This is a genomic window from Deltaproteobacteria bacterium, from assembly GCA_016180855.1.
In the GTDB taxonomy this organism is placed as follows: Bacteria; UBA10199; UBA10199; order JACPAL01; family JACPAL01; genus JACPAL01.
The window spans coordinates 60666-85731 of the sequence record JACPAL010000015.1 but is presented as its reverse complement, the minus strand read 5'-3'; the positions used below and the strand labels follow the sequence as shown (position 1 = coordinate 85731).

Sequence of the window (25066 nt, the reverse complement as noted above, 5' to 3'; positions counted from 1 at the left end):
AACCTCCCAATGAAACCCGAAGCTCCGGTAATAACTGCTTTTCCTGACACTAGGTATCTTCTCTGTCTGATTCCAATGCGGCCATTTCAGATTCAACCATGATTTTCACTAACTCTTTATAGTGGACTTTAGGCTTCCATCCGATCAATTTCTCGACCTTTTTAGCATCCCCACACAAATGAACAACATCGGTAGGACGATAATGCCGAGGATCAATCTTAACCAATTCCTTACCGGAAGAGCGATCAGATCCAACTTCCTCTACTCCAGAACCGGACCAGACGATGTCAAATTGGAGTAAACGAGCCGTCTCCTCGACAAACTCACGTACGGAATGGCTCTCTCCCGTAGCAATCACGTAATCGTCAGGTACCGACTGCTGCAACATCAACCACATCGCATCGACATACTCGGGGGCATAACCCCAGTCTCTCTTTGCATTAAGATTTCCCAAATAAAGAACATCCGCTTTCCCTTGTTTGATTTTACAGAGCTGATGCACAATCTTTCGAGTCACGAATGTTTCTCCACGTCTCGGGCTTTCGTGGTTAAAAAGAATACCCGCGGTAGTTTCGAATAATCCAGTAAGCATAAAGCTTGGCAACCGCATAGGGACTGCTGGGATGGAAAGGGGTCTTCTCGTTCTGAGGAACTTCGGCAACGTTACCATACAATTCGCTGGTAGAGGCCTGATACAAGCGGCTTTTTGGCGAGTAGGTGCGGATGACCTCGAGAAGACGAAGAACGCCTAAGGCATCGGACTGGGCTGTATATTCTGGAATCTCGAAGGAAACCTGTACATGACTTTGTGCCGCCAAATTATAGATCTCGTCTGGCTCAACCTTTTTCACTAAGTCAATAAGGCTGCTCGAATCGGTCATGTCTCCATAATGCATCGAAAAATTCGGTAATCGATGCTCATAGTCTTGATGAATTTTTTTGAGACGTTGCCGATTAAAAGTAGAGGTTCTTCGAACCAACCCATGAACCCGATACCCTTTCTCCAGTAGCAACTCAGCGAGGTACGAACCGTCCTGCCCTGTGATTCCTGTGATGATAGCCTTTTTCATAACCATTAATCGTCTCCTGCTTTCTTGTCATAATTTCTAGCCGGAACACCGCGAGCGGAAGGTCTCTTGTGACTACAGCGTTGGCAGCCACAATAGCATTTTGACCTATGGTAACTCCGGGCATAATGACAGCCCCCACACCGATCCAGCAACCCCTTTTGAGCCTTACTGGCCGGGGTTTCATAACCCCCTGCTCCATGATAGGAGTCTGTGACTCATGGTAGCGATGATGGACGTCTGTAATATAAACGCGGTCCGAAACCAGAACTGACTCCTCCAAGACTACAGAATCATAGGCATTGATATGAACGAATCTCCCAATATAACTGCCGTCACCGACCATCAGTCTGGGAGAATTGTTAAAGCGCCCGTCACAGTTCAACCAAGCATGCTCCCGAATCCACACTTTATTCCCAATGTGAACCACCTTTGGAAAATCGATGGTCGCCGGGAAATTAATGGTTGATTTTCTCCCGAAGCGTCCCAACCACAGTTTCAACCACCAGCTATAAAGCCTATGAATTATCTTGAGTAGCATTAAAGCGATTTAATACCTCCGAACGGCGAAACCAACACCAAGTCCCAACTCCTTAAAGGAGTAGGCAGCAAACCTTGGGTTGCAAACCACCATTTTGTCCCAAACTCGACTTAGATAAGGATGCCATGGGTTCGTAATATCATCAAAGACTAGAACCCCACCAATTTTGAGGCGAGGGATCACATTACGAATATCGACTCTGGCTCCACCCACGGAATGATCACCATCCACTGTAATGAGATCGAAGTAAGCTTCCGGATTCTTCTTAAAATATTCGGGAACCGTCTTTCTAGAATTTCCGTCCATGAATACCAATTCGCCACGGTAACCAACTTTTTTAAGTTCTTTCTGGACGAACTCTTTTCCGGGGCTTTCCTGATCCCAATAATTTGGAAGCCAGAGATCAAAGCCGGCGATCCGACATTCAGGCCGGAGCGAAGCAACAATCGCCATGCTACGGCCCCTGCGAACACCGATTTCCAGGTAGGATTGTATCCGGATGTTTTTGCAGATCCCGTAAAGAACGGTGTTAATATCAGCATAAACCCATTTGTCCCCGAACTTCTCCAGACCTTTCCGGTAGTAGTTTTTGACATAGCTCAAAAACCGCTCCTCGGAGAGGGAGTCGATCACCTGAAGAACACCCCGGACCGTTGCAGCACTGCAACAGTCCGGTGCAATCGTCGATACACCCGCCAAGGGAGGATCAAGGAGCTGGTTGTTCTCTTCCGTGTAGGTCATGTCGGACTGATGAGGCACCAAGCCCCATGACCTCTTCTTCGGAAGGTCTCTTGTGACTACAGCGTTGGCAGCCACAATAGCATTTTGACCTATGGTAACTCCGGGCATAATGACAGCCCCCACACCGATCCAGCAACCCTGCTTAAGGCGAACAGGTTGTGCCCGTGTAAGCCCTTGGCGAATGATGGGTTTCTCAGGATCGCTATAATTGTGATGCGCATCGGAAATAAAAACACGGTCTGAAATGAGCACATCCTCTTCAAGGATCACCGATTCATAGGCATTAAAATGAGAGAAACGTCCTATATAGCTGCCGTTGCCGATGACGAGGGTCGGTCCCTTCCCGCTCGGAGCACAATTAAAATAAGCATGCTCCCGAACCAACACGCGGTCTCCAATCATCATTGAAGAGGGAAAATTCATTGCCGAGGGGAACTCAATGCGCGACAGCCTTCCGAACGAACAGAATTTTCTCTTGATGAGGAAACTATAGACAGTAGCAATTAATTTTCTCCATTGCGCGCTTGTCAATTTGGTTCTGGCCTCCTCTTGTCACAGACAAACCATTTCCCCAACGAGATCGGATCCTTCCAGCCTGAATCGAGAACCGTTACCCGAGGGCAGATCTCAAAGAAATTCAGCCGGACGCTGGTGTGTGATACCTGCCCAAAATAGAATTGCCTGCTTAACCCGGTCTGCCGCCTTACCATCACCATAGGGGTTACCTGATGAGTTTCTCCGGAAAATTTCCTGAGAGGTGAGAAAAGCAGCCGCCTTCTTCACGATAACTTCTTCGGAGGTTCCAACCAGATGAGTGCAGCCCCATTCGATTCCCTCCGGCCGTTCGGTCTTTTCCCTCATGATGAGTACTGGAATCTTCAAGGTAGGTGCCTCCTCTTGAATTCCACCGGAGTCAGTCAAGATCAAACAGCTCTTTTGCATAAGATACAACATTTGAGGATAGTCAACCGGTTCAATCAAGCGAACGTTGGGAATCTCTCTCAAGTATTGATAGACTGGCCCCTTGACATTAGGGTTTAAGTGAACTGGATAAACAAAGTAATCCCTAGCAAACTCCCGTGAAAGGGTACGGATGGCCGCGCAAATCGATTTGAATCCCTCGCCAAAATTTTCACGGCGATGCCCAGTGATGACAACAAGTCGTCCAGAATGTTTGAGGAAACCTGAGGGGTCGACATAATTGTGAAACCACTTTTGAAGTCTATCAAAGAACGGGGGATCAGATTCAATCCGATGAAGTCCCTCGAGGAGGGCATCAACACCGGTATTTCCAGTTACATGAATTGAAGCCCTCGAAACTCCCTCACGAAGTAGGGCCTGAGCCGCCCTCTCCGTCGGTGCAAAATGAAGTGTCGTTAGAACGCTCACTAATCTTCGATAAGCTTCCTCAGGGAAGGGAGCAGACAGATGGTCGGTCCTAAGACCAGCTTCGATATGTCCGACAGGAATTTTTTGGTAGAAGGATGTTAGAGCTCCGACAAACGTCGTCGTTGTGTCCCCTTGAACGAGAACAAGATCCGGCTTAATCTTTACCATCACATTTGTCAGCTCCCGCATCACATCTTCCGTGAGGGAGGCTAGAGTCTGATCAGGTTTCATCAGGTTCAGATCGATATCAGGCCGGATTCCGAAAAAATGGAGGACCTGGTCGAGCATCTCTCGGTGCTGAGCAGTTGCACAGACCTGTGTCTCAAAATATTTACGATCTTCTTTGAGGCGTAACACAATGGGGGCCATCTTGATAACTTCGGGGCGCGTTCCAAGAATGACGACTACTTTCAGTGGCATATCTTAGTCTCTATGAATTCCGTTTCGCTGTTTTGCTTGTTTTGTCCATTTCTTCAGCTTGTCTCCCAATGGAAAGGGCTTGATTTCGCTCCAGGCGGAGTAAGATGTCCGATCACCGGCAAGATTTATTTCGATTTTGTCTGCAAGCAGTTTATGCCCTGCTGGCGTGAAATGGATGCCGTCGATGGTGTGCGAAGAAAACTCGGGGGTATCGACATCTATATAGAGGGTATTGGGGATCTTACGGCTGATTTCTTCCATAATGGCATTATAGACCTTGGTGCTCGCTCGAGTGCCAGGAAGACGCCGTTCAAGTCCTTCTGTAACCGGAGTAATACCGATCAACTGTATCTTTCTGACCGAAGTTTGACGGAGAAGCCTCTGGATCACATCCAGATAGATACTTCGGAAATCCTTGGGAGACAGCCATCTCCACGAAAGTCCTGCCGTATACAAAAAGTTTTCTACCAATTGACGATAAGCCTTGCGTAGCGCCGCTTTGAACAATCTTGCACACCCCGAATTGAATTCTTGACCGGTAATATTGTTTTGCCAGTCATTTAACGATAAGAAACCCTGAAGCCATCGAGGCTGGGCGCGGCATGAAGACTCCACAATTCCGAAATGAAGAATGACATAATCTGGGAAATGCCTTATCGCCTCGTCTTCAAGATACCGATAAACATCACTCACCATTGCCCCTTGCTTGCCCGCATGAATAATGGAAAAACCACGATCTCTTAAATTCTCCCCATAAGTTTTTTCATCTGGTGTCATGCGAGGCGGAGACACCAAAAGCGAGACAGAGTTACCAACAATGCAAACAGAAGGATTCATGCAACTTGCCGAAGAAACGTAGAAAACCGGAGACCTGCCTTCACAGGATTATGCTCCTCTTCAACTTTTCTTCGGCCGTTTGTCCCCAAGCGCGCCGCCAATTCCCTGTCAAGAAGAAGATTCTTCATTACTTTGCTCAAGAGGCTGATATCACGGGGATCCAGCAGATAGCCTGTGACTCCATCGACAACGGCGGAAGAGGTTCCCCCTTCGATCCCCGCAATGACCGGCTTGCCATGGGCGCTTGCCTCGATGAGAACATTGGGAGTCCCGTCGCAATTGCCATTCTTAAGCATGATGTTTGCCAGCACAAACAGGTCGCAGGAGTTGTAGAGGAGAGAAATCTTTTCATCGTCGAATATCGCCCCTGTGAAGGTGACATGCCTCTCCAAACCCTTACTGGATACCTGGTCCATTAACGAGCACTTCTCAGTGCCATCACCGACAACCGTAAGATGGATATCAGGAATATCTTTTCTCAGAATATCTAGAGCATCGATGATGAGATGAACTCCCTTATGTTTCGCCAATCTCGCCACCGTGAGGATTTCATAGCACCCATTCCTTCGCAGATGACGTTTGGTGAAATCCGAGCAAATTTTTTTGTGAGCGACTGGACTTGGAATCATGCAGATTCGATTCGAATCAATTCCCATTCTGATCAGGATTGCAGTCGCAAAGTCGCAATTACTGATAAAGGCGTTCGCCCAGGAGTATCCCTTAATACAAAGACGCTTTAACATCCCTTTCAAACCTGGAGCTTTCCTTGCCATTGGAATTTCTTCTGCCAAGATAAAGCTAATAATCCTGACACGCAATAATCGGAACAGCACGGAGAAGAATCCATTACCTATGACGCTGGTAAAAAAAACGACAAGCTCATACCTTCGCCAAACGCCAATCTTTAAGGTCCAGAAAAAAAGGTAGAGGTACATAAGAAAGAGACGAATCGATGTCGCATCATTACCCCGAACCAGGAATCGACTATGAATGACCCCATGTCTTCTGCTGGATACATCCTGCATTCCGGCAGGCAATGGGGCCGTCAAAATATCCATTGGTTCAGTAGCGTTTTCTACCAAATTGTAAAAATAAACCGCTGACCCCGCAGACAAGGGAGGGGGGTAATCCGGGCTCACAAGCACAATCCTCCGTCTATTCTTCATGACCTGCCAGCCCTCTTTCTACCATTTCCCGCTCCGCCTCATGAAAAAGGTCGGCGGCAATCTCACCCTTCGACCACTCCACTAACTCCTTCAGCCCATCATCAAATGAGACAGAGGGATAAAATCCAAGAAGGTTTTTCGCTTTGGTCATATCAGCACAACAATGTCTCACATCACCCTTACGGAATTTATCGGAAACCACAGGGGAAATATCTACTCCCAGAGCCTCAGCCAATTTCTCGGCGACGCTACGAATAGTTGTCGGCATGCCGGAGCCGACATTAAAGACGTGGTAATTACCCTCGTCTTTTTCAAGAGCCAGAATGTTCGCTTTGACCACGTCGTGGACGGAGACAAAATCCCTTGTCTGGAGGCCATCTTCGTAAAGGATTGGAGACTTGTTGTTTTTGATCCTGCTCATGAAGATGGCACTGACTCCCGTATAGGGATTCGATAAGGACTGCCGTGGTCCATAGACATTGAAAAAACGAAGGGCAATGGCCGGAAGATCATAAGTTCGGCCGAAATTGAGGACTGACTGTTCCTGATTCATTTTGTTAATGGAATAGATTGAATTGCAATTTAAAGCGGCATCTTCTCTCGTTGGAATTGTTTCGACTCTGGAATGACATAGCAGGCAGTAAAGATTCCAGTCACCTCTCTCCATCTGCTCTGGACTTCGAACAGGCGGACGGACTTCGCCATCTCTTTCGCACCGACAGACACCCTCGCCATAGCTACTCATGGAGGCAGCGACAATAATCTTGCAAACTCGATGTTTATGGTTGGCCAGAATGTCCAAAAGGTTGGTGGTACCACCTTGATTAACGTCACAGTAATGCTTGATCCTGTATTGAGACTGAGTAATGCCAACTGCGGCTGCAAAGTGAAAGACGACCTGCACGCCATCCAGGAGGACATCACGAAACTTCTCATAATCCCTCACATCACCACAGATGAACTTGGCCTTTGGATTATAATAGGATGGGATCTTCCCGTTGAGATGCACTTGCGGATCAAGGTTGTCGTAAAGAACCACCTCGTGCCCTTTTTCAATCAATTCATCCGCAAGAAAAGAGCCGATAAAACCGACGCCGCCTGTAACAAGGATTTTCATTAAATTAAGTAACGAATGTCAGGGTATTCCAGATCAGGTAAAACACCGTCCAAGACCATGTTTCTATACGCAACAAGACCTTGCAAAGCGAATACCGTGCACCAGAAATTAACGTGATTTCGACGGATGCCATTGATTTCTTTACCATAGTAGAAACCACCCATGCCATTCTCTTTCTCAGGCTGATTTGGAATCCTGTTTTGGTAGCTAAGAAGTTTGAGCTTCAGCCTGGCCAAACTTGAAAGACACGATACCGGCAACCCGCCTACCCCATGACAGAGCGCACCCATCCTCAAAACTTGCGCCAATGTGTCAGAGCGTTGGTTGACATTGCAATCACCTGCGGAACTGACAAAGCAGGGCACTCCACCATCGGACAGCTGCTGCTCTAATGACCACTGTACTGCGCGAGCCGCACTGTCAATATATTCAGGCCGGTCAAGGATCATGCCAGCCACCAACAAACCTTCCGCAGAATAAAGATGAGGATGCATATGTGTTGCACCGGCATTCGGTCCTGCCCCCTCATCGTTGCGGTAGGTAACGAATCGTCCGGTGGGAAGTTGCAGCTTTAATGAGGCATCGCAAATTCTTTCCGTGGCCGTCCTATATTTTTCGGAACCTGTTAAATGATAGAGCTGCAAAAAACCTAATGACAGCTTGGCATGGTAGCTACCACTTTGAGTAGACCATTTTTCTGGCGTATCTACCCATTGTTGAGTCACAAGATCAAAGCAGGCGTCAAAGAGGCCATTCCCTTTTTGCCCATGGTCGATCAAAAAATCAGCCATACGTCGTGCCCCTTTGAGATACGCGGGTTTTTTACTCCTTTGGAAAAGATGGGACAAACCACACAGAACCATACCCGTGTCAAAAGTAACCAAGATCTTATGAGGCGAAAATTGATTCCGTGGAGGTACTCCTCCAAAGTCACGATGCAAACCGTAATTCAGGACCCAATCTCCGGCCAAACAAGCTCTTTGCATAAGTTTTTTTTTGTTTTGCAACGAATCAATATAAAGTAGAGCAGTTATCCCATAACCTGTAATTTCAGGGTAAATAAAATTCTCTTCTGCCGCATCTTCATCGACCCAAGCATAAAAGGCCCCATGACAATCAGGTTGTTGATCGAGAGACTGAATCCTGGAGTTCAATACCCAATCAGAAGCAGAAGTAGCAGCTTCGTTGAGCTCAACGGTAACAGGATTATTAGACTTGCTTTCCATCCCTAATGTGTCTTTTGAATCTTTGCCCAGTCAATGTTGAGTCGCAAACCTTCGTCAATTGAGAACCTTGGTTGGTAATCAAAGAGACTCTTAGCCAAGCGATAGTCACACAAAAGTTGTTTTACCTGCGCCAGCCGTTCTGGAACGTGAACAATCTTCGACTTTGATCCACTGATACGAACGATTTTCTCGGCAACATCTCTGACAGAGACATCAACACCGGTACCAAAATTAACCGTCTGCCCCACAGCCTTAGCATGAGAACCCATAGTGAGAAATGCCCGAACCATATCATCAATATAGGTAAAATCGCGCGTTTGCTCACCCGAACCATCAACCGTGAGCTCTTTCCCAGCCAGTGCCAATGATATGAATTTGGGTATAACGTCATAGGTATGGCGAGGCCCATAGGTATTAAAAGGACGGATGATAGCTATTGGCAGGGAGTAGGTATTGCAAAAGGAAAAAGAAGCACGATCGGCAGCAACCTTGGAAGCGGCGTACGGAGAGGTTGGGCAGAGAGGATGTTTCTCGTCGATCGGCGCGTACTGCGCACTGCCGTAAATTTCACTCGAGGAGGTGCAAACAACTCTCTGGATATCTTTGATTTGCTGAGCTGCTGTTAGAATGTTCAGTGTTCCCGTCAAATTTGTCTCAAATACCTCCAGGGGGTGTTCAAAGGAGTTTGGAACATAAGCATCCGCCGCCAAGTGAAAAATAATTTGAGAAGCATCGTCCCTGATAAGGGAAATGGCATCAGGGGAGGCGATATTCCCAGTGATAATTTTCCGTAAATCGCCTTTCAAATGGACAATGTTTTTAAGCTTGTAACAGGTCGTCCCTGTTATTGAATTACCCCTGACGAAGACAGAAACGGACGCCTTTAATCGGAGTAGCATCTCCGTCAGGTGGGATCCAATGAAACCGTCCGCTCCAGTTACCAAGACCCGCTTGTTTTTCCAGAACTTATCCATCATTATTTAAAATTGAATTTCTTTCAGCGCCCCAATACCATGATCGGTAGCCGAGTCAATTCTCTTTTTGATTTTGCGGATATTCATCTACTTTTAACAGGCAAAAGCCTTCTCTTCACTTCTAGGAGCTCGGAGAGATAAAGGACCAGAAACACCGGCATCGCGAGATAAAGGTGAGCCGGCAACCAAAGCAGGACAGGAATGACAAACGCCAAGAGCAAAATATATTTTTTGTAAAAATCGGTTAGCCGGAGCAAAGAAAAGGTGCCGATTTTCGCCAGTACAAATCCAATCTTGAGGGCCGCATAGAGACTCATCGAAAACGAGGTCGCCACGGCGATTCCGACAAGCCCCCACCCCATGTGAATAGCGAAATAATTCAGAACGAGGGACGTGAGCGTAGAAATCGCCAACATCCAGAGGATAAGATTCTGGTATTTGTTGGAAACAAGATAGGCGCCGGCAAAGTAGGAGATCATTTCAAAAATGGAACCGATCATCAGGATCCGGTAAATCACAATGCTCGGCCCATAAGCCGGCAGGAGGATCTTGATAAATGGTTCCACCAGGATCAGGCCGATCAAGGCGATCGCAATAATCACCCCGGAATAGACCGTGCTGTAACGCTTGAGATCATGCCAAAGCCGATCCCTCGCTTCCCCAGAATAGTTGGACATGTTGAATCTTTCCAAAAATTTCGGGTAATTCAAAAATGTAAAGGAGCTCAACACCACCAGGGTATTGGAAAGAACCGTGTAGGCGAGCGTAAAAAACCCGAGATCCTCACGGGTCAGGAACCGGACAATCAACATCCGATCGACGGTCTGAAAAACCTTTTCAAAAAGGACACAAAGAAGCAGCGGAATGCCGATCGTGGCGAGCTTCCGAAGAAGCCGCCAATCAATGTGCAAACTCACCTTCCGGTGGATGAGAACAAGGCAAAGAGAAAGGGTCAAGAGAGACGAGGCGATCATTGAGCCGATCACGGCGTTCAACTGATAATCGGCGATGAACAAAACGACGAGGAGGCACAAAACGACCGCCGAGGCGAGCTCGATCAAATTGATGAAGCGGTATTTGTCAAACAGGCGGGCATAAAGAACCGCAAAGACCTTGATCTGCCCGACCATGCCGATAAAAAATATGGCGAAGGTGTATTTTGAAAACTCCGCGGCGGCAAAACCGGGTGCAAAAAAATGGAAAACGACGGCGACGGCACCTAACAGAAGCGCAATCACCACCATGTAGGAGAAGGCGTTGTTGATCACGTTTTGCACATAGGCGCTCTTTTCCGCCTTGTTCTTGTTGACGGAGACTTCAAGATTCATCGCGTTTGAAATCCCCAGATTTGAAAATCGCAGATATTCCAAAATGAGCGTGACCAGACCGTAGCTCCCCATCAACGCCGGCCCCAGATATTTGGCGGTAAAAAGCCCCCGGACAAATCCGATCCCCAGCACCAGATACTGGACCACCGTGTAAAAGAGGGATGATTTCAGGAGTTCGCGCGAATTCATATCAATACTTCTGCGGAGGATACTTCTCCATAAACCGGAGATTCTTCTCTAAAACTTTTTCGGCGAGCTGGCGGTATTTTTCAGCCGCCTCCGGCTGATCATGACAAAGGTCCTTCTCCTCCTGATAGGTCTCTCCATTCGACTGGAACAAAGATTCCTTCGACTTTGCCTCTGGCTTGAATCGATCCCAGTCGACCTCGCGCCAGACAACATACTTGTAGGGGTGATTCATGACGGCCAGATTGTACCGCTTGTATTGCCGGTTCGGGTTCATGATCGTCTCTGAAAACGCATATTGGGAGTATTCCGGCTGATACTGCGGCAATGCCGCGAGATAGTCGGGGAGTTTCTGGCTTAAGAGATGATGCAAAACACGGTAAATCTCGGAGATCGAATTGGTGATTGGCTTTCTCTCGAGAGGATTGGCCTGCCAGTCCGGATATTTGACAATCAGGGGGACCCGGACCCTCTCCTCAAACAAGGCGAACTCGCTGTGTTTCACAAAATGAAGCCCACCACCATGATCCCCCGTAATAACAATCGCTGTTTGATCCCATTGGCCCGAGTTTTTCAAATAATCGAGGAAAAGCCCGAGTTGAAAATCAAGCTCATGCAGCTGCTCAAAGTAAAGATTCGCCAACGCCTCTTCCGGATTTGATTGCAGATGGGGAAGATCGAGAAGGCGCATCCGTTCCCGGTCGTTGAAGGCGAGCAGAGGTTCGTGCAGAAAATCGATGTGCGTGTAGAAAAACTTGTCGTATTCTTTATAAGTCCTAAAGGCGCGGGTCAGCCAGTCAAACTGGGGAGTGTTTGTCCCCCACTTATCAAAGACATGAAAATAGTGATCGAATCCCCTGGCCCATCCGACCTTGGAGCTGAACCTCACCTGGGTCCCTCCAAAGAAAGTCAAGAATCGGTGATCCTTGAACATCCCAGGAAGAGTCCGGAGCTCAGGATGATAAACGCTGTTTTCAAAGCTGTCGGCGGCGATCGCGTAATTCCCTATCCCATGCTGGCTCGGCATGAGCCCGGTCAGGATCGAGGCGGCAAAAGAGAGGGTGCAATCGGTCGGTGAATAAACCTTCGGATAGACAACACTCTCCCCGCACAAACGTTCCAGATTGGGAAGCTCCCCCACCCTGTTCCCGTATCTTTCGCGAAGGTACCGAAAGTCAGTCAGCGATTCAAAGCTGATCAAAAGGACATTTCTGGCCTTTTCTTTTCGGGCAATCAACTGGGGCGTTGCGAGGGAAACGGCAGGAGTGCCGGAGATGGTGACCCTGATATTGCGCCCGACATAAGGTGTGAGCGAGATCCTAAACTCCGCCCAACCATCCCCCGGATAATAGGCAAATCGTTCCGAGCGTCCGTTAAAGGGGAAACGCTCCTCCCAGGAATGGATCTCTCCTGATGTCAGATCTTTGATCTTCACCCGACAATTCCACTTCTTGACCAAAGCAGTCTGGGCGGTCCCAACAAGGGGGGCCATTCCAAACAGGAGGTCTTTGTCTCTATCCAAAATACGATCAACCTTACGTTCAAAAGAGAATTCATCGGATTCCGCCAGGATCGCCGAGCAACGGGTATCGTTGCCTATCTGAATTTCAAAATAAGGCCGACCCGGCAGATACCAGGAAAAAAAACGCTGATCCTTGATACGGGCGTATTTCCCCCCTTTTCCGAGTCTCCTTTTATGAACGAAGATTTGATAGAGCCACCCCAGGTAGCGTGCCAGAAGGTATTCGATAAGCCTTAAGCTCCACTTGAGCCATTCCTTCACGGGGCGGGCATAGAAGAGGCGGCGATCTTCAGAAGCGGCGCCGACCCAGTAATCGCGCAGAATTTCCCTATTCATCATTCATCCTTGGTTAACTCGAAAATGAATTGTAATAAACCTTAAAGACATTCCTGACACACTCGACGGGATACTTTCCAATGGCCGTCTCTTCTGAGAGTTGAATACCATGAATCCCCGATTTAACCGTCTTATGAAGGTCAATGATCTCGGCGATCAACGGGATAGGCCACTTCTCCATGTTTTTTAGAAATTGCGTCGCCAGAAAAACTTTTTTGCCGGCCCGCTTCGCCGCCTCAATGATCCGTTCCTGATAGGAGGCGAGTTCGAAAAGACCGACATCCGTCGAGAGATCCCCTCGATCAACGTTGATCTCATCGACCTCCCTCAGGATATGTCCCAGATTCTTAACCGCTGAGAGTGTCTCCACCTTCGCAATCAGGCGGGACGATTGATTCCCCATACGGGCAAGAAGGCGCTTCACCTCTCGGATATCTTCGGCAGTTCGGACGAAAGAGAGGCTGATATAATCAATGGCACATTGCGATCCCGCCTCGAGGAGCTCCATATCTTTTTCAAAAATAAACGGGATCTGATGATGAATCCCCTGCACATGAAGCCCTTTGTTGTTCGTGAGCTCTCCATCCGAATGAGAAAGTAGATAAAGGGTCTCTCCCTCAATCGAATGAATCTCAAGGGTATAAACGGAATCGTTCGCATACACCTTGTCTCCCACTTTGACGTAACGATAAAACTCTTTGAAATTCAGATCAGCAGGGTTCAGGCGAATCGTCTTCCCCTTCACCAAAGAAATTGGCTGTTTCAAGCACTCCGTCCGGATCTTGTTGCCTGGCAAATCGACCATGAGAGAGGCGGTCGGGAGGATGCCGCGTACGAATTTCACCTGTTGCAGAACTGCCGCCCCACTGCTGTGGGCCCCGTTGATTCTAAAAATACAGGGGCCAACTGCATGAATCTCCTTCAGTGTCGATTCGTGCTGTATGGCGGGGCCCAAGGTAACGATAACTCGAAAGTCCATAGATTCTCCTCCTCAGTCCTCAATAAACAACTTCCCCTCTTTCTGCATCTCCAACAACACTTCAGCAATCTCTGGTCTCATATATTCAACAGGCGGTTTCTCGCCCCGCCGCAGACGATCCCGAACTTCCGTTCCCGAAACATGCACCACATACTTCTCACCATGAGGACAGGATCTTTCAGTCACAATATGGCCGCAAGCACCGCAAAAATAAGGTCCGGCGAAGTCGAGAATCTTTATCCCTAAATCGGGAAATTTTTTACAAAAATCTTGGGCCTCGTATTTGCCGTAATAATTGCCAACACCCGCATGATCCCGACCAACAATAAAATGGGTGCAGCCGTAATTCCGGCGAACAATTGCGTGGAAGACCGCCTCGCGGGGACCGGCGTAACGCATCGGTGTTCTCAAGGTGCCAAACAAGACACGATCCAGTGGATAAAAATCTTTCACCATCCGACGATACGAGGCAACGACCGCCTCAGGAGCAATATCCCCGCTTTTCTTCCAACCGATCAACGGTTGAAGGAATAGGCCGTCGGTCATTTCCAAGGCCAAACGCTGAAGATATTCGTGGGCCTTGTGGATCGGATTCCGGGTCTGGAATCCGGCCACACTCTTCCAACCACGTTCCCGAAAAATCTTCCTCGTTTCGACAGGAGAGAAGGAAGCAGGGGCCGAATGATTTGTCACCAGCCTTGTCGGTCGGACTTTTCCCCCCACACGATAAGGAGAACGACTCCCCTCTTTATCAACACCCGGATGGCGACGGTCGGTCGTCCCGAAAACCTTCTGAAGATCGTGCTCAAGGTCAACCCGAAAGATATCTTCGACCTCTAACTTGCCCAATTCAGTCCCATCGTGACGGATGAGCGTCAGAACCCCGGAAGAGGTTGCCCTCTTCACCTCCCCCTCATCCAGATCAAGGGTAACCGGTATCGTCCAGGGGGAGCCGTTTTGGATATGCATCTCATCGACGACCGAGCGATAATCCTTTCCCCCAAAAAAACCGGAAAGAGGGGCAAAGACCCCTTCTTGAATATTGGCAAGTTCTAGTTCTGCATCTTGGTCGACAACCAGCCTCATGTCAGAGCTCCCTTTTGTCGGCAAAAATCAACAAGTCTTGCCAACGACTGATCAATTGTTTCACAATCCGTATCTAAAATGAGATCGGGCCGACGTGGCTGATCGTAGTCATCATCAATCCCGACCATGTCGCGAATCTGCCCCTGTTCAAAACGACGATAGTGTCCTTTGACATCCCTCTTTCGTACTGTTTCGGGCAATGCCTTGACATAAATCTGGAGATAGTTCTTCAGGTGACGCCGAATAAAATCACGGACCTCATAATAGGGGGCAATATTCGCAACGATAACATCGGTTCCGTGACGCGCCATGAGCATCGCCGCAAACGCGATTCGCTTCACATTCAGAATCCGCTCTTTTCGGCTATAACCTAAGTCATTTTCAAAAAAATCCCGAACCATATCGCCGTCTAAAACCTCCACAGGCAACTTCTGTAATTCAAATTCATTCTTGAGACGGAAGGCCAAGGTTGTCTTTCCGGAACCGGAGAGACCGGTGAGCCAAATGACAGTTCCAGGTTTTTCCCTTTGAGACATTTCTTAATTTTTCCCTTTAATTTGATCGAACAGATCAAACAAGGCCAACGAATCATCCAGCGTAGCCATCTCTTCCATGCGACCACTCAAAAACGCCTCCATCTGTGCCAGAAAACCTGGCTTGAAACGGTTATCGACTGCCACTTCTTTTTCAAGCTTAGGGGTATAACGACGAATGTTGTTTTCCTTTGTCGGAGGCTCAATCTGAAATCCTCGGTAAACCTTAAGCCGTTCGAGAGGGGCCAAATGCCAGGTCGTGCCATCGTCAAAACGGCAACGAATCCCAACCGGGCTCGGATCATCGGCATTTAAAGAGAGCCAGAGGGGAACGCCGGCACCACTCTCAAGCAAGGCATGAAAAGAGACATACGGTTTGGCTTCTCCTTTTTCCGGGTAGGGATAGCTCTTGAGGAGACGGAGCGGAGAAAACAGAAAAATCATCAGATCTAAAAGATGTGTGCCGGCAAACATTGTGAGATGAGGAATGATCTCCTCTCCATACCGCGATCGATAATGCTCGATATCGTCAGAAAGTGTCACCTCGACCGACTTCAGTCCCCCTTCCTTCACCCTGGCTCTTAAAATCTGAACCGGTTCGTACAACCTCCTGTTGTACGCCACTCTTTTGTTGGCAACAGTTGCCGGATGACGATGAAGAGCCGACTTAAGTCTTTCTTGATCGAGGGCTGGCGGTTTCTCAATCAGCATCGGTTTCGGTGAAGTGACGAGCGCCTCTAACCATTCGTGGGTCACATTCCAATTAAGACTGACAACGATCGCATCCACATCTTGGGCCTTGAGGAGGGAATCGACGTCGGCGATAAAACGAGCGGTGGGGGCGAGAGAATGAAACCTCTCCCATCGCGGCGAACTCTCACTCCGTGCCGAGGCCGCTACAATCCGGTGCCCCAAAGCCAAGGCGACCTTGGCATGCTCCTGAGCCGCGGTACCTGTTCCTATGAATCCGAGACGCATAAATACTCTACCCCCTGGAGTCCCCCTTACAAAGGGGGACAACGTCCAAAAATTGGTAATGCCGGGCAAGCAGATCGACGCTCGATTTGCCGTGCAGTGTCCCTTTAACATTGCAGGTATCACAGGGACTCACCGATCGATCCCCGAAGATCAAACGCTTGCGGATCTTACGCATCTCTTCGGAGAGCCAAATATCCTTGACCGAGTGATTCCGTACGTCTCCAACAACAATTTTCCTCCCCCAGTCATTGGAACAGAAAAGGACCTGGCCATCCCAATCGATCAGCATTTTATAAAAGGGGTAGTAACAAGGATGCCCCTGAAGCTTCTGAGGAGAGGTCGAATCTTCAAGAGAGACCATTCCCGATCGATTATTCAGGTTAAGCCCAAAGTCTTCCGTCGCCCCAACCCAATGGTCGCGAAGGCGATAACGGGATTCATCGACTCCCGCCTTAGCCATCAATTGATGAAACGGTTCCCGCTGCTCGGGACCATCGTAGAGATTGATATAAAGATAGGTCAATCCGGCTTCAAAAAATCGCCTAACAGTTTCTGGCTTGAGAAAATCACCATTGGTATTTGTCTCAATGGTATTTTGGGGAAGATGGCCCCTGAAGATCCTCACAAAATCAACAAACCCCTTATGTAAGAAAGGTTCTCCAAATCCGGAGAAGGAAATCCGCCCTTTATAATCAATCCGAACAAGATCCCGTGCCACCTTTTCTGCCATATCCAGTTTCATTGACAGATTACGATTGGGATAAACCTTGGGATCCACACGGGGACAAAAGACACAGGTCCGATTGCATAACTCGGTGATGTTCAGTTCGACGGTGATCAGGCTATTCATCGGATCGAGGACGCCTGCGGTGGCGACCTGATGCCTCTTTTCCTGCGCCTTGCGATGCTCAAGAAATGGATCCATGATTCCTCTCCTCTCCTTTTGATCTAAAAATGGCATCAACAGCCTGGGTAATGTTTGACAGACTTCCCGGACGAAACAACTGCTCCCTTCTCAAGGGATTTCTCGGCAACTCTTTTTGTTTAATCTTCATTTCTATTTCTTCGGCCGTTTCCACCAAAAAGGCAGCCCCCTGCTTCACGTAATTTTCCAAGACAACGTGAAGTTGGTTTTTCAGGATAAAGGGGACAAGGCCCGCCGCCATTCCCTCGACAACCGCCATAGAAGCATCACCCACAATATATCCGGACTCCGCGAACCAATCATAGAGCGATTTGATATCCCGATCAATCACCGTAACGTCACGGCTTTCACAAAACTCCCGCGAATAGGCCTCTCGCCAGCCGATATACTCATCCGGCCGTAATTTGTAAAAAATCGGCCTGCCCGGCATTCTTCGAGAAAGCTCCAAAGCCAATCTCTCCAAAACCCTTCCCGATCGCTTGGTGGAGATGAAAAGGATCGCCTCCGGACGACCGGACGATTTCGCAAGGCCGCTCAAATGGCGATCCACGAGAGGGTGCCCCACCGGAATTTTTTTCGCCGGGCAGAGATACTGGGGATGCCACGACTCCGCAAACGTGAAGATATAGTCATGAAGAGTCTTCAAATCCCGCGACACAACGCCGTTATCATAGTTACAAAGGACGGAACCTCTCCAGATGATCGAGTGCTGATATTCCACCACGGGGATTTCCAAACGGTGCGCTTCCTCGATCCACCCCTTGCAACCGCCCGTCTCCGAATAGAGAATCAGGCGGGGCCTGACTCGTTTGAAAATTTTTGCGAATTCCTTTCCAAGTCCCAGTTGGTACGAGAATCCCAGGCGAACGATCGCATCCATATCCAACCCGACCTGAAACTCATTGAGAACAACCTTTCGAATTGTATCGAAGACCCGTTTCTCTTCACCGGAATAACGCATCAGCGCACCTCCCAGCTTCGCCCTGTAGTGCCACGGGATGGAGCGAACAACATCACAACCGTAGAACTTCTCCACTTCTTCCCGATACCGTGAAGGATCAATCAGCAGAATCCGGTATCGATCCTTGAGGGCATTGATCGTGAGATAAAATTGGGAGTTGACCGACTTGCCATCGATCATTGTCTTGCGGGAATAATTGACGACAACAATATCGTAGGGAGGAGAAAGGCGGCGTCTCCGAATGAACCCAATCCCATCCATCACGTGCACAAGAGGTCTGATTTTTTTCCGGTAAACAATCTGACCCGGCAGCGACTGCCCCTTCTCCAGCTCTTTAAAGACGTAGTATCTCAGGTAGTCCCAGACGACGCGGTTCCTGACGCGATAGTCGAAGAGATTTTCTCTTCCTTCCATCTTATAAAATCTTTCGTAAAGTTCCTGAAAATCCATCACATCAGGGGAAAAACAGGTTCACTGCCTGCCGTACGTGAGTCAGGCTTCCATCGCGGAAGATCTGGTTACAACTTACGGAGAAAGGAGGCCGTTCATTGTTAATGATTTTCTCCGATATTTCATCGGCCGTTTCGACAAGAAAAACCGCCTTTCGCTCGATCAGAGGTTTCATCTCCTCGTAATAGCCGTCCCTGACGATAAAAGTCGTAAGGCCGAAGGAGAGCCCCTCGACAAGTGCGGTCGAGTTGATCCCGATCTGAAAGCGGGAGGCGGCAAACAGTTCATAGAGCGACCTGTCGTTATTATCAATCACGACGATATTCTCTCTCGCCTGAAATTCCGCAGAATAATTCTCTCTCCAGTGATTGTATTCTTCGAAGCGTAACTTGTAGAGGATGCAGTAATCGGGAAGTTTCCGGGAAAGATCGAGTGCGATCTTTTCCAACCTTTCCCGGGAAAGCATACTCGAAATAACGACGACACTCTTCATCTTGGCAATTTTCTTTTCCAAAACCCCCTGCTTCATCATTTCCAGAAAAGGGAAACCGACGGCGGAGAGTCTGGCGGGAACAGAATAGTAATCATGCCAGAATTCGCCAAAGGTAAATATGTGGTCGGAAAGGGTGCTCAGCTTCTCGAAACCGGCAGGATACCGATAAAGAATATTGATCGGCGACATAAGTGAGTGCTGGAAATCGATGACCGATATTCCGCGCTGATGCGCCGCCTCAATCCACCCCTTGGCATTCCCGGTATCCGAGTGAATGATGAGCCGCGGCCGGACCTTGTCAAAGATCTTCCCATAAAGACGGGAAAGTACGATATCCTTGGCAAAAAAACGACGAGCCAGTTTCGAGATATTAAAGGTGACCTTAAATTCATCCTCAAGAACTTTTTGAATGAGATGGAAAACTTCATTCTCCTCCCCGGAAAACCGCACAAAGCGGGACAAAAGACGGGCGCGGTGATAAAGGAGGTTTGAGCGCAGAACCTCGCAGGGATAATTCTCCTCCACCGGTTCCTGATAATGAGAAGGATCAATCAAGAGAATGGAATATTCCGGCGTGAGACATTTGATGAGAGGGTAGAAATGGATATTCACCTGCTTGCCATCAATCAAGTTCTTGCGATCATAGTTCATCACAATAATGTCGTTGTTCTTCTGACTCTTCCTGAAGGCCGTTTGAACAAGGTAAGAAGAAAGCGCTGCAAATTCTAAAATAGACGTTTTTAAACGAGCAAGGAGAGGCACGGAATACGAAACATAAAATTGATGTTTCGCGGAATTCGACGGCTTAACGGGACGAGCAAGATTCCGCAAAAGGAGCGATTCGAAGAGAGGATACCGAAGATAATCCCAGACGACCCGCCCCTTGACATGGAGAGAAAAAAACCGCCCCTTCTCCTCGCAGGCGAGAAAACGTTTAATCAACTCTTCCATAGGTTTTTTCATACTCGATACTGAGCGACTCAAGGATCCGAAGGCACTCGGGCGAGGCCTCTCTCCGGACAAACGCCCAGTTCTTGTCCAACGCTTCCCGGTCCGACGTGATGCCCCTTTCCTGCAGGGATTGGGTACCATAACGCTTGAAGTGGGAGTGATCAGGCACATTGGCCAGGACCTCTCGGGGAATTTTCTGTTCCTCCAATATCTTTTTCGTCAGCGGCGTACTGAGAGTATTCAGAATCTCTTCAAATTTCCGGATAAATGGCCACGGGTCGTGCACGAAGTTTTCAAAGGAAACCGTGAAAAACCTCTTTTTGAAGCGTTCCTCCAAACTCTCCAGAAAAGTGGATCGCAGATCGCGAAAGAATTTGAAGGCCCTGATGGTCCGATCGATCCGGTTTGACTCCCTCCATTCTTCCGCCCAGCTTACCGCAAAGAAGGGGATGTCACGACCACGGTGGTCACAGCAGAGCTGGAATTCCATCGGGTCTTGACCGTATCGGTCGACAAAGGAACACCAATGGGGAACCATCTGTAAAGGATGACGAACAATCTCAATAAACGTCATCCGGTCGCCGAAGGCATTAAAGAGCGGCTGTGTCAGTCCGATAATGTCATGGATCGCCAGATGGAGGATCGGCTGTTCCTTCCGAATTCTTTCCAGGGTCGGGGGGCCGTCGGGGAGCCGCATCCTCTCTTCATAAATCTCCCTCTTGGAGAGGACGCTCGTCGCATCGGTCGGCCTGAAATTTACATGACGACCGATCATCTGGTAGTAGCAGGCGACATCCGCATGGTTACGAAGCATTGCGGTAGCAGCATCCTCCGTAATCCGGTCGAAGTACCTCACAATGCACATATCATCATAGTAATGATCAATCATCCGGATCTCGACCCGATTGAGACTCGAGAGAATAGAGCAGACCGCCGACTTGCCGCTTCCGGAAACCGCACCGGAAAAAACAATGTGGGGAGTAATTTCTCTGCGTCGGATAAATGGAGTCATACAAAGATCAGTGTGATGCCGAACAAAAGGAGGAAAACAGTCATCGCTCCCTGATAAACATAATGGGATGCCGCTTGAAAGATCCTGTTTCCCAGAATCAGATAAACAGAACCTGCCAAAACCGGCAGGATCACCGATCGACGATCGAGAACAAACGAATTCCAAAAAACGAGAAAGCCAACCTGGGTGAGGGCCATGAGCAGATATCCAAAGGCGATACAGGATCGAATCATTCTTTTCTCTTCCGATTGGGCGTTTGCGTAAATAGCCAAAAGTCCACCCCCCATGTTGGTAAGTCCATGAATCAGTCCCATCACCAGGAGATAAGGCCGGCGGCAATGCGACACAAGGCGTGTTAAAAACAAGCTCAAGCCGGAAAAGCTCCGCATCAGGCCGGTCAACACTAACATAAGCCCTACCGCAAACCGGGCATTATAAGCGTGCCCCCAATAGAGGACAAAACCCAACCCGACAAGAAGTGCCGGCAACGTGAACCCAATAATCTCTCCGGCAGTCGTCTGAACAGAAGACCTGTCCTGGAGTACCTGCAGCAGGCTGATCACCAGCGAACAAGGAAGCAGAATCGAAAGCGCCTGTTCAAACGGATGGCCAAACATCAGAAGGGTCGGAGTCCCGAACAGGAGAAGCCCGACGCCGAAGACCGATTGGACCATCGAAAAAAGGGCGACAACCAAAAAAGGAACGATGATTTCTTCAGAAATCACAAGTTTGAAAAATCCTCAATCGCCGGTAGGCGTTTCGCCGCTATTTTGTCGCGGCCGTCCCGCCACTCGGATCGGGAGGCAACAAAGACAAAATCGAGCCCAAACGCCTCGGCCGCCTCCAGGTCGGCCGCTGAATCGCCAAAATAGACTGCGGGCCGATGGATCAACCTCTCTTTTTCCAGAAGGGCCATGTTTTCGTTTTTTGTCTTTGGACTCCCGAGAATTTTTTTGAAATAACGGAGCAGATTACGCGCCTCAAAAACCGAGAGCACCTCCTCTTCATCCCCGCCTGAAACCACAAATAGCGAGGCTCCTTGGACGTAAAGATGGTCAAGCAGCTTCCGGATTCCCGGAATCTCCGGACACCTCAAAAGGCCCTGTTTGGCGAGTTCTGAATAACGACGCATCGTTGCCTCCGCCTTTTTTTCAAAATCTTTTTCTTCTTTCATTACTTGATAGAAATGGCGGAATTTGATGGTGCGTGAAACTCCTCCATTTTCCTGATGGTAACGGATAAACTGATCGATTAACTCCGGTTCCTCCCCTTCAAGCGCCTGACGAAATGCACGGGACTTCATCCCGTTGGAATCGAGAATCACCCCGTCGCAGTCGAAAATTGCCGAGCGATAAATAGTTAGATCCATCTTCGCCCCATATCCCCTCACTCCCTCCCCTTAGTCTAAGGGGAGGGAAGGGGTGGGGATACATCAAGCATGAAGTGCCTTTTCCACCCGTACAATATCCCCCGGAAAATCAACGGCGATCGATGAGGATGAAACCTGAACCATCTGAACCTCGACACCGGTTTCCAGGAATCTCAGAATCTCGATATCCTCAATCGCCTCGAGGGGACTCTTCCCCTTGACCCGACCGAATCTCTCCAGAAGAGATTTGGAAAAGGCATAGATACAAACCTGCTTCATCGCCGCCCGGAAGGAAAATTTCTTGTCGGTCGGGATCGCCGCCCGGCTCATATAAAGGAGTCTTCCCTCGGGGGTTGCCACGACCTTCGGCACAGAGGGGGATCGAAAATCCTCCTCCGTTTGAATTGGGCACATCGCGTTTACGACACGATCCGGCATCTTTTCGGCGGTCCGCAAGACCTTCAGAATATCGTCCGGTCGAACAAGCGGTTCGTCTCCCTGAACATTAATATAGAGATCGGCGGGGAGCTGTTTGGCTGCCTCATACAGACGATCGGTCCCTGTCGCGCAGGAAGAAGGGGTCATCACAAACTGCATCTTTTTTTCGCGGCAGTGGGCCGCAATCCGTTCGTCGTCGGTCGCAATATAAACTTGAGGAGGAGACAACGCCTTTACCGATTGACCCCATACATGCTGGAGAAGAGTCTTCCCTTTGATCATCACGAGCGGTTTGCCGGGAAAGCGGGAAGATTCGTAACGGGCCGGGATGATGATGACGGGTTTCATAACTCACCCCCCGCCCCCTCTCTTAATGTAAGAGAGGGATCGCAGGTATCGTTGAGATCTGTGCAGGGTGAGTTATAAGTCAGGAGCATAAACCGAACTCTGTGTCACTGGATAAGAGGTTGGTGTTACTGCAAGCAGAGGAACTTCACGACCAATCTGGGGATAGCAGTTCAAAACATGCATCATCTCCGCTTGACGTGGATCACTCGCCCCAAAACCATCGAAGCCAGCAAGCAGCGTCCGCCGTGCCCCGCTCGAGACCGCCAGCGCCATCACATATGCGGCGACCAGCGAGGACGGAATCGTGCATCCTGTTGAAGAGGTCCGAAAAACCCCCTCCTCAACCTGGAGGCCATAGTTTAAAATTTCCACATTGCTGAATTTGGACTGGACCGGATCGGGGATCGCACCAAGCGGCGCGATAAGCGGCTTTCGGAGCGAACAAAGCGCCTCAGAATCAAGCAAGAGCCTCGCCTGATGACAGGCGGCGTAGGCGGTCACCTTTTCCCAGGGGAAACTGCTGTTGGCATTGAGACAGATCACGACCGGATTTGTCCTCTCGATAAACTGCAGTATCGCCTCCCGATACCGAGTAGTACCGGGACCGGGCGCTATCAACAAAAAATCACGTCCCTTGGCCCACCCGGTCGCTATCCAGGTCCCCTCGGATGCCCCCTGAGGTTTCAAGACTGCCCTTTTCATCTGACTTTGGGAATAGGATCGCCCCCCCTCTTTTTTAAGAAACTCCAGGGCCGAAATCAGGTGATGAGGTTCGTAAGACTGCCCGCCGAGGAGCTCCTGAACGTAGGTCGGGTGGATTCCGTAGGAGGCGGAAAGATAGTAGAGGAGATTCATGCCCCATCCATATTTCTGCCGAAGCTCCTCAAAATGCTCGAGGGCAAGAGGGAAAACGGCATCCGGGTAAAAATCCCCGAGGCCTTTCCGCTGAAGTTCAATAAGAAGATGTTCAGTCCGAACGTTGCCGGCCCCACGCCCCATTCCAAGGATCGTTCCGTCCAGCCACTCAACCCCAGACTCAGCAGCAACCAGACAGTTTTGGAGGGCGAGTCCCATATTGTCATGGGCATGAAATCCGATCGGGCCTTTCCAGAAAGATCTTAAGGCTAAAACAATCTCTCCCATGGAGGATGGATTCATATTCCCAAGCGAATCGGCGAAATAAAGGATATCGACGGCGTTCCATCCCGAGATGATCCTTGCCACCTTCTCAATCTCTTCCCGGCTCCGTCCACCGCTCTGCATCAAATTGAAGCCAACCTGATATCCCTTTTCCCTAAGGCGCCGGACAAGGGGGCCGCACTGTTCGACCTCCTGAAAATGGGCGGCCACACGCACAAGACCAATCGGAGAGAGGTTTTGGGGCTGAAACAATTTGCCAACAGCCGCCTCAGGACCACTCTCATAAACTAAAAGGTCCTTCGCATTGACCATGACACCGATCAGAACCGCCTTGGGGAGCGAAAGTTTTGAAAGAAATTCATCCGTACTGTAGGCATACGGCCCTTTAAACCCCTTCTTGTCCAGGAGACGAAAGCCGATCTCAATCGCATCGACCCGTGCATTCCCCATCGCCGAAAGATAAAAGGCAACGAGCTCCGGAGAATAATCCCAGTGGTTGTAGTAACCGCCATCCCGGAGCGTGCAGTCCAGGATTGAAATTTTATGAGACATA

General features: G+C 49.1%; 22 protein-coding genes and 1 pseudogene. All 23 read right to left on the bottom strand.

Annotated elements, in window-relative coordinates; all coding sequences use genetic code 11:
• Nucleotides 1-49: 49 nt before the first annotated feature.
• Nucleotides 50-1070, bottom strand: a pseudogene (gene gmd / locus HYT77_07975) (GDP-mannose 4,6-dehydratase).
• On the bottom strand, nt 1015-1608 hold the full coding sequence (locus HYT77_07970) for an acyltransferase (GenBank protein ID MBI2067932.1): 594 nt from the start codon (nt 1606-1608) through the stop codon (nt 1015-1017). The pseudogene gmd and the gene HYT77_07970 overlap by 56 nt, the downstream one beginning before the upstream one ends.
• A gap of 9 nt (nt 1609-1617) precedes the next feature.
• Nucleotides 1618-2754 (bottom strand): class I SAM-dependent methyltransferase, encoded by a 1137-nt coding sequence (locus HYT77_07965; GenBank protein ID MBI2067931.1) that lies wholly within the window; start codon nt 2752-2754, stop codon nt 1618-1620.
• A gap of 222 nt (nt 2755-2976) precedes the next feature.
• Nucleotides 2977-4158 (bottom strand): UDP-N-acetylglucosamine 2-epimerase (non-hydrolyzing), encoded by a 1182-nt coding sequence (wecB, locus tag HYT77_07960; GenBank protein MBI2067930.1) that lies wholly within the window; start codon nt 4156-4158, stop codon nt 2977-2979.
• A 3-nt stretch (nt 4159-4161) separates the two neighbouring features.
• Nucleotides 4162-4935: a hypothetical protein gene (locus HYT77_07955; protein ID MBI2067929.1), complete on the bottom strand. Its 774-nt coding sequence runs from the start codon at nt 4933-4935 to the stop codon at nt 4162-4164.
• 56 nt (nt 4936-4991) lie between these two features.
• Nucleotides 4992-6161, bottom strand: coding sequence for a glycosyltransferase family 4 protein (locus HYT77_07950; GenBank protein ID MBI2067928.1), 1170 nt, complete (start codon nt 6159-6161; stop codon nt 4992-4994).
• Nucleotides 6151-7278, bottom strand: a complete 1128-nt coding sequence (locus HYT77_07945) for an SDR family NAD(P)-dependent oxidoreductase (GenBank protein MBI2067927.1) — start codon at nt 7276-7278, stop codon at nt 6151-6153. The genes HYT77_07950 and HYT77_07945 overlap by 11 nt, the downstream gene beginning before the upstream one ends.
• Nucleotides 7278-8504 (bottom strand): hypothetical protein, encoded by a 1227-nt coding sequence (locus HYT77_07940; GenBank protein ID MBI2067926.1) that lies wholly within the window; start codon nt 8502-8504, stop codon nt 7278-7280. The genes HYT77_07945 and HYT77_07940 overlap by 1 nt, the downstream gene beginning before the upstream one ends.
• A gap of 2 nt (nt 8505-8506) precedes the next feature.
• Nucleotides 8507-9481, bottom strand: a complete 975-nt coding sequence (locus HYT77_07935; GenBank protein MBI2067925.1) for a GDP-mannose 4,6-dehydratase — start codon at nt 9479-9481, stop codon at nt 8507-8509.
• 80 nt (nt 9482-9561) lie between these two features.
• The gene (locus tag HYT77_07930; protein ID MBI2067924.1) at nt 9562-10995 is read right to left on the bottom strand and encodes an oligosaccharide flippase family protein; all 1434 of its coding nucleotides are present in this window, start codon (nt 10993-10995) and stop codon (nt 9562-9564) included.
• A gap of 1 nt (nt 10996) precedes the next feature.
• A complete protein-coding gene (locus tag HYT77_07925) occupies nt 10997-12850 on the bottom strand; it encodes a sulfatase-like hydrolase/transferase (GenBank protein ID MBI2067923.1) in 1854 nt (617 codons plus the stop codon).
• A 13-nt stretch (nt 12851-12863) separates the two neighbouring features.
• Nucleotides 12864-13829, bottom strand: coding sequence for a hypothetical protein (locus HYT77_07920; protein MBI2067922.1), 966 nt, complete (start codon nt 13827-13829; stop codon nt 12864-12866).
• A gap of 12 nt (nt 13830-13841) precedes the next feature.
• Entirely contained in the window at nt 13842-14915 is a 1074-nt protein-coding gene (gene sat, locus HYT77_07915) for a sulfate adenylyltransferase (GenBank protein ID MBI2067921.1), read from the bottom strand.
• Nucleotides 14912-15451 carry an adenylyl-sulfate kinase gene (cysC, locus tag HYT77_07910; protein ID MBI2067920.1) on the bottom strand — a complete coding sequence of 180 codons (540 nt, stop codon included), beginning with the start codon at nt 15449-15451 and terminating at the stop codon, nt 14912-14914. Before cysC ends, sat begins: the two co-directional genes overlap by 4 nt.
• A 3-nt stretch (nt 15452-15454) precedes the next feature.
• The gene (locus tag HYT77_07905) at nt 15455-16426 is read right to left on the bottom strand and encodes a Gfo/Idh/MocA family oxidoreductase (protein ID MBI2067919.1); all 972 of its coding nucleotides are present in this window, start codon (nt 16424-16426) and stop codon (nt 15455-15457) included.
• A gap of 7 nt (nt 16427-16433) precedes the next feature.
• Nucleotides 16434-17351 (bottom strand): radical SAM/SPASM domain-containing protein, encoded by a 918-nt coding sequence (locus HYT77_07900; GenBank protein ID MBI2067918.1) that lies wholly within the window; start codon nt 17349-17351, stop codon nt 16434-16436.
• Nucleotides 17335-18726: a hypothetical protein gene (locus HYT77_07895; GenBank protein MBI2067917.1), complete on the bottom strand. Its 1392-nt coding sequence runs from the start codon at nt 18724-18726 to the stop codon at nt 17335-17337. The genes HYT77_07900 and HYT77_07895 overlap by 17 nt, the downstream gene beginning before the upstream one ends.
• 40 nt (nt 18727-18766) lie before the next feature.
• Nucleotides 18767-20218 (bottom strand): hypothetical protein, encoded by a 1452-nt coding sequence (locus HYT77_07890; GenBank protein MBI2067916.1) that lies wholly within the window; start codon nt 20216-20218, stop codon nt 18767-18769.
• Nucleotides 20190-21218: a hypothetical protein gene (locus HYT77_07885; protein ID MBI2067915.1), complete on the bottom strand. Its 1029-nt coding sequence runs from the start codon at nt 21216-21218 to the stop codon at nt 20190-20192. The genes HYT77_07890 and HYT77_07885 overlap by 29 nt, the downstream gene beginning before the upstream one ends.
• Nucleotides 21215-21943 carry a hypothetical protein gene (locus HYT77_07880; protein MBI2067914.1) on the bottom strand — a complete coding sequence of 243 codons (729 nt, stop codon included), beginning with the start codon at nt 21941-21943 and terminating at the stop codon, nt 21215-21217. The genes HYT77_07885 and HYT77_07880 overlap by 4 nt, the downstream gene beginning before the upstream one ends.
• Nucleotides 21940-22587, bottom strand: a complete 648-nt coding sequence (locus HYT77_07875) for an HAD family hydrolase (GenBank protein MBI2067913.1) — start codon at nt 22585-22587, stop codon at nt 21940-21942. The genes HYT77_07880 and HYT77_07875 overlap by 4 nt, the downstream gene beginning before the upstream one ends.
• 63 nt (nt 22588-22650) lie before the next feature.
• The gene (locus tag HYT77_07870) at nt 22651-23373 is read right to left on the bottom strand and encodes a 3-deoxy-manno-octulosonate cytidylyltransferase (GenBank protein MBI2067912.1); all 723 of its coding nucleotides are present in this window, start codon (nt 23371-23373) and stop codon (nt 22651-22653) included.
• Between the two features lie 72 nt (nt 23374-23445).
• Nucleotides 23446-25065 carry an aldolase catalytic domain-containing protein gene (locus HYT77_07865; GenBank protein MBI2067911.1) on the bottom strand — a complete coding sequence of 540 codons (1620 nt, stop codon included), beginning with the start codon at nt 25063-25065 and terminating at the stop codon, nt 23446-23448.
• Between the last annotated feature and the right edge of the window lies 1 nt (nt 25066).

Bases quoted from the DNA above. Each gene is read 5' to 3' on its own strand.
- HYT77_07970 (MBI2067932.1), bottom strand. From the start codon at position 1,608: ATGCTACTCAAGATAATTCATAGGCTTTATAGCTGGTGGTTGAAACTG.
- HYT77_07965 (MBI2067931.1), bottom strand. From the start codon at position 2,754: ATGATGATTGGAGACCGCGTGTTGGTTCGGGAGCATGCTTATTTTAAT.
- wecB (MBI2067930.1), bottom strand. From the start codon at position 4,158: ATGCCACTGAAAGTAGTCGTCATTCTTGGAACGCGCCCCGAAGTTATC.
- HYT77_07955 (MBI2067929.1), bottom strand. From the start codon at position 4,935: ATGACACCAGATGAAAAAACTTATGGGGAGAATTTAAGAGATCGTGGT.
- HYT77_07950 (MBI2067928.1), bottom strand. From the start codon at position 6,161: ATGAAGAATAGACGGAGGATTGTGCTTGTGAGCCCGGATTACCCCCCT.
- HYT77_07945 (MBI2067927.1), bottom strand. From the start codon at position 7,278: ATGAAAATCCTTGTTACAGGCGGCGTCGGTTTTATCGGCTCTTTTCTT.
- HYT77_07940 (MBI2067926.1), bottom strand. From the start codon at position 8,504: ATGGAAAGCAAGTCTAATAATCCTGTTACCGTTGAGCTCAACGAAGCT.
- HYT77_07935 (MBI2067925.1), bottom strand. From the start codon at position 9,481: ATGATGGATAAGTTCTGGAAAAACAAGCGGGTCTTGGTAACTGGAGCG.
- HYT77_07930 (MBI2067924.1), bottom strand. From the start codon at position 10,995: ATGAATTCGCGCGAACTCCTGAAATCATCCCTCTTTTACACGGTGGTC.
- HYT77_07925 (MBI2067923.1), bottom strand. From the start codon at position 12,850: ATGAATAGGGAAATTCTGCGCGATTACTGGGTCGGCGCCGCTTCTGAA.
- HYT77_07920 (MBI2067922.1), bottom strand. From the start codon at position 13,829: ATGGACTTTCGAGTTATCGTTACCTTGGGCCCCGCCATACAGCACGAA.
- sat (MBI2067921.1), bottom strand. From the start codon at position 14,915: ATGAGGCTGGTTGTCGACCAAGATGCAGAACTAGAACTTGCCAATATT.
- cysC (MBI2067920.1), bottom strand. From the start codon at position 15,451: ATGTCTCAAAGGGAAAAACCTGGAACTGTCATTTGGCTCACCGGTCTC.
- HYT77_07905 (MBI2067919.1), bottom strand. From the start codon at position 16,426: ATGCGTCTCGGATTCATAGGAACAGGTACCGCGGCTCAGGAGCATGCC.
- HYT77_07900 (MBI2067918.1), bottom strand. From the start codon at position 17,351: ATGGATCCATTTCTTGAGCATCGCAAGGCGCAGGAAAAGAGGCATCAG.
- HYT77_07895 (MBI2067917.1), bottom strand. From the start codon at position 18,726: ATGGAAGGAAGAGAAAATCTCTTCGACTATCGCGTCAGGAACCGCGTC.
- HYT77_07890 (MBI2067916.1), bottom strand. From the start codon at position 20,218: ATGAAAAAACCTATGGAAGAGTTGATTAAACGTTTTCTCGCCTGCGAG.
- HYT77_07885 (MBI2067915.1), bottom strand. From the start codon at position 21,218: ATGACTCCATTTATCCGACGCAGAGAAATTACTCCCCACATTGTTTTT.
- HYT77_07875 (MBI2067913.1), bottom strand. From the start codon at position 22,587: ATGGATCTAACTATTTATCGCTCGGCAATTTTCGACTGCGACGGGGTG.
- HYT77_07870 (MBI2067912.1), bottom strand. From the start codon at position 23,373: ATGAAACCCGTCATCATCATCCCGGCCCGTTACGAATCTTCCCGCTTT.
- HYT77_07865 (MBI2067911.1), bottom strand. From the start codon at position 25,065: ATGTCTCATAAAATTTCAATCCTGGACTGCACGCTCCGGGATGGCGGT.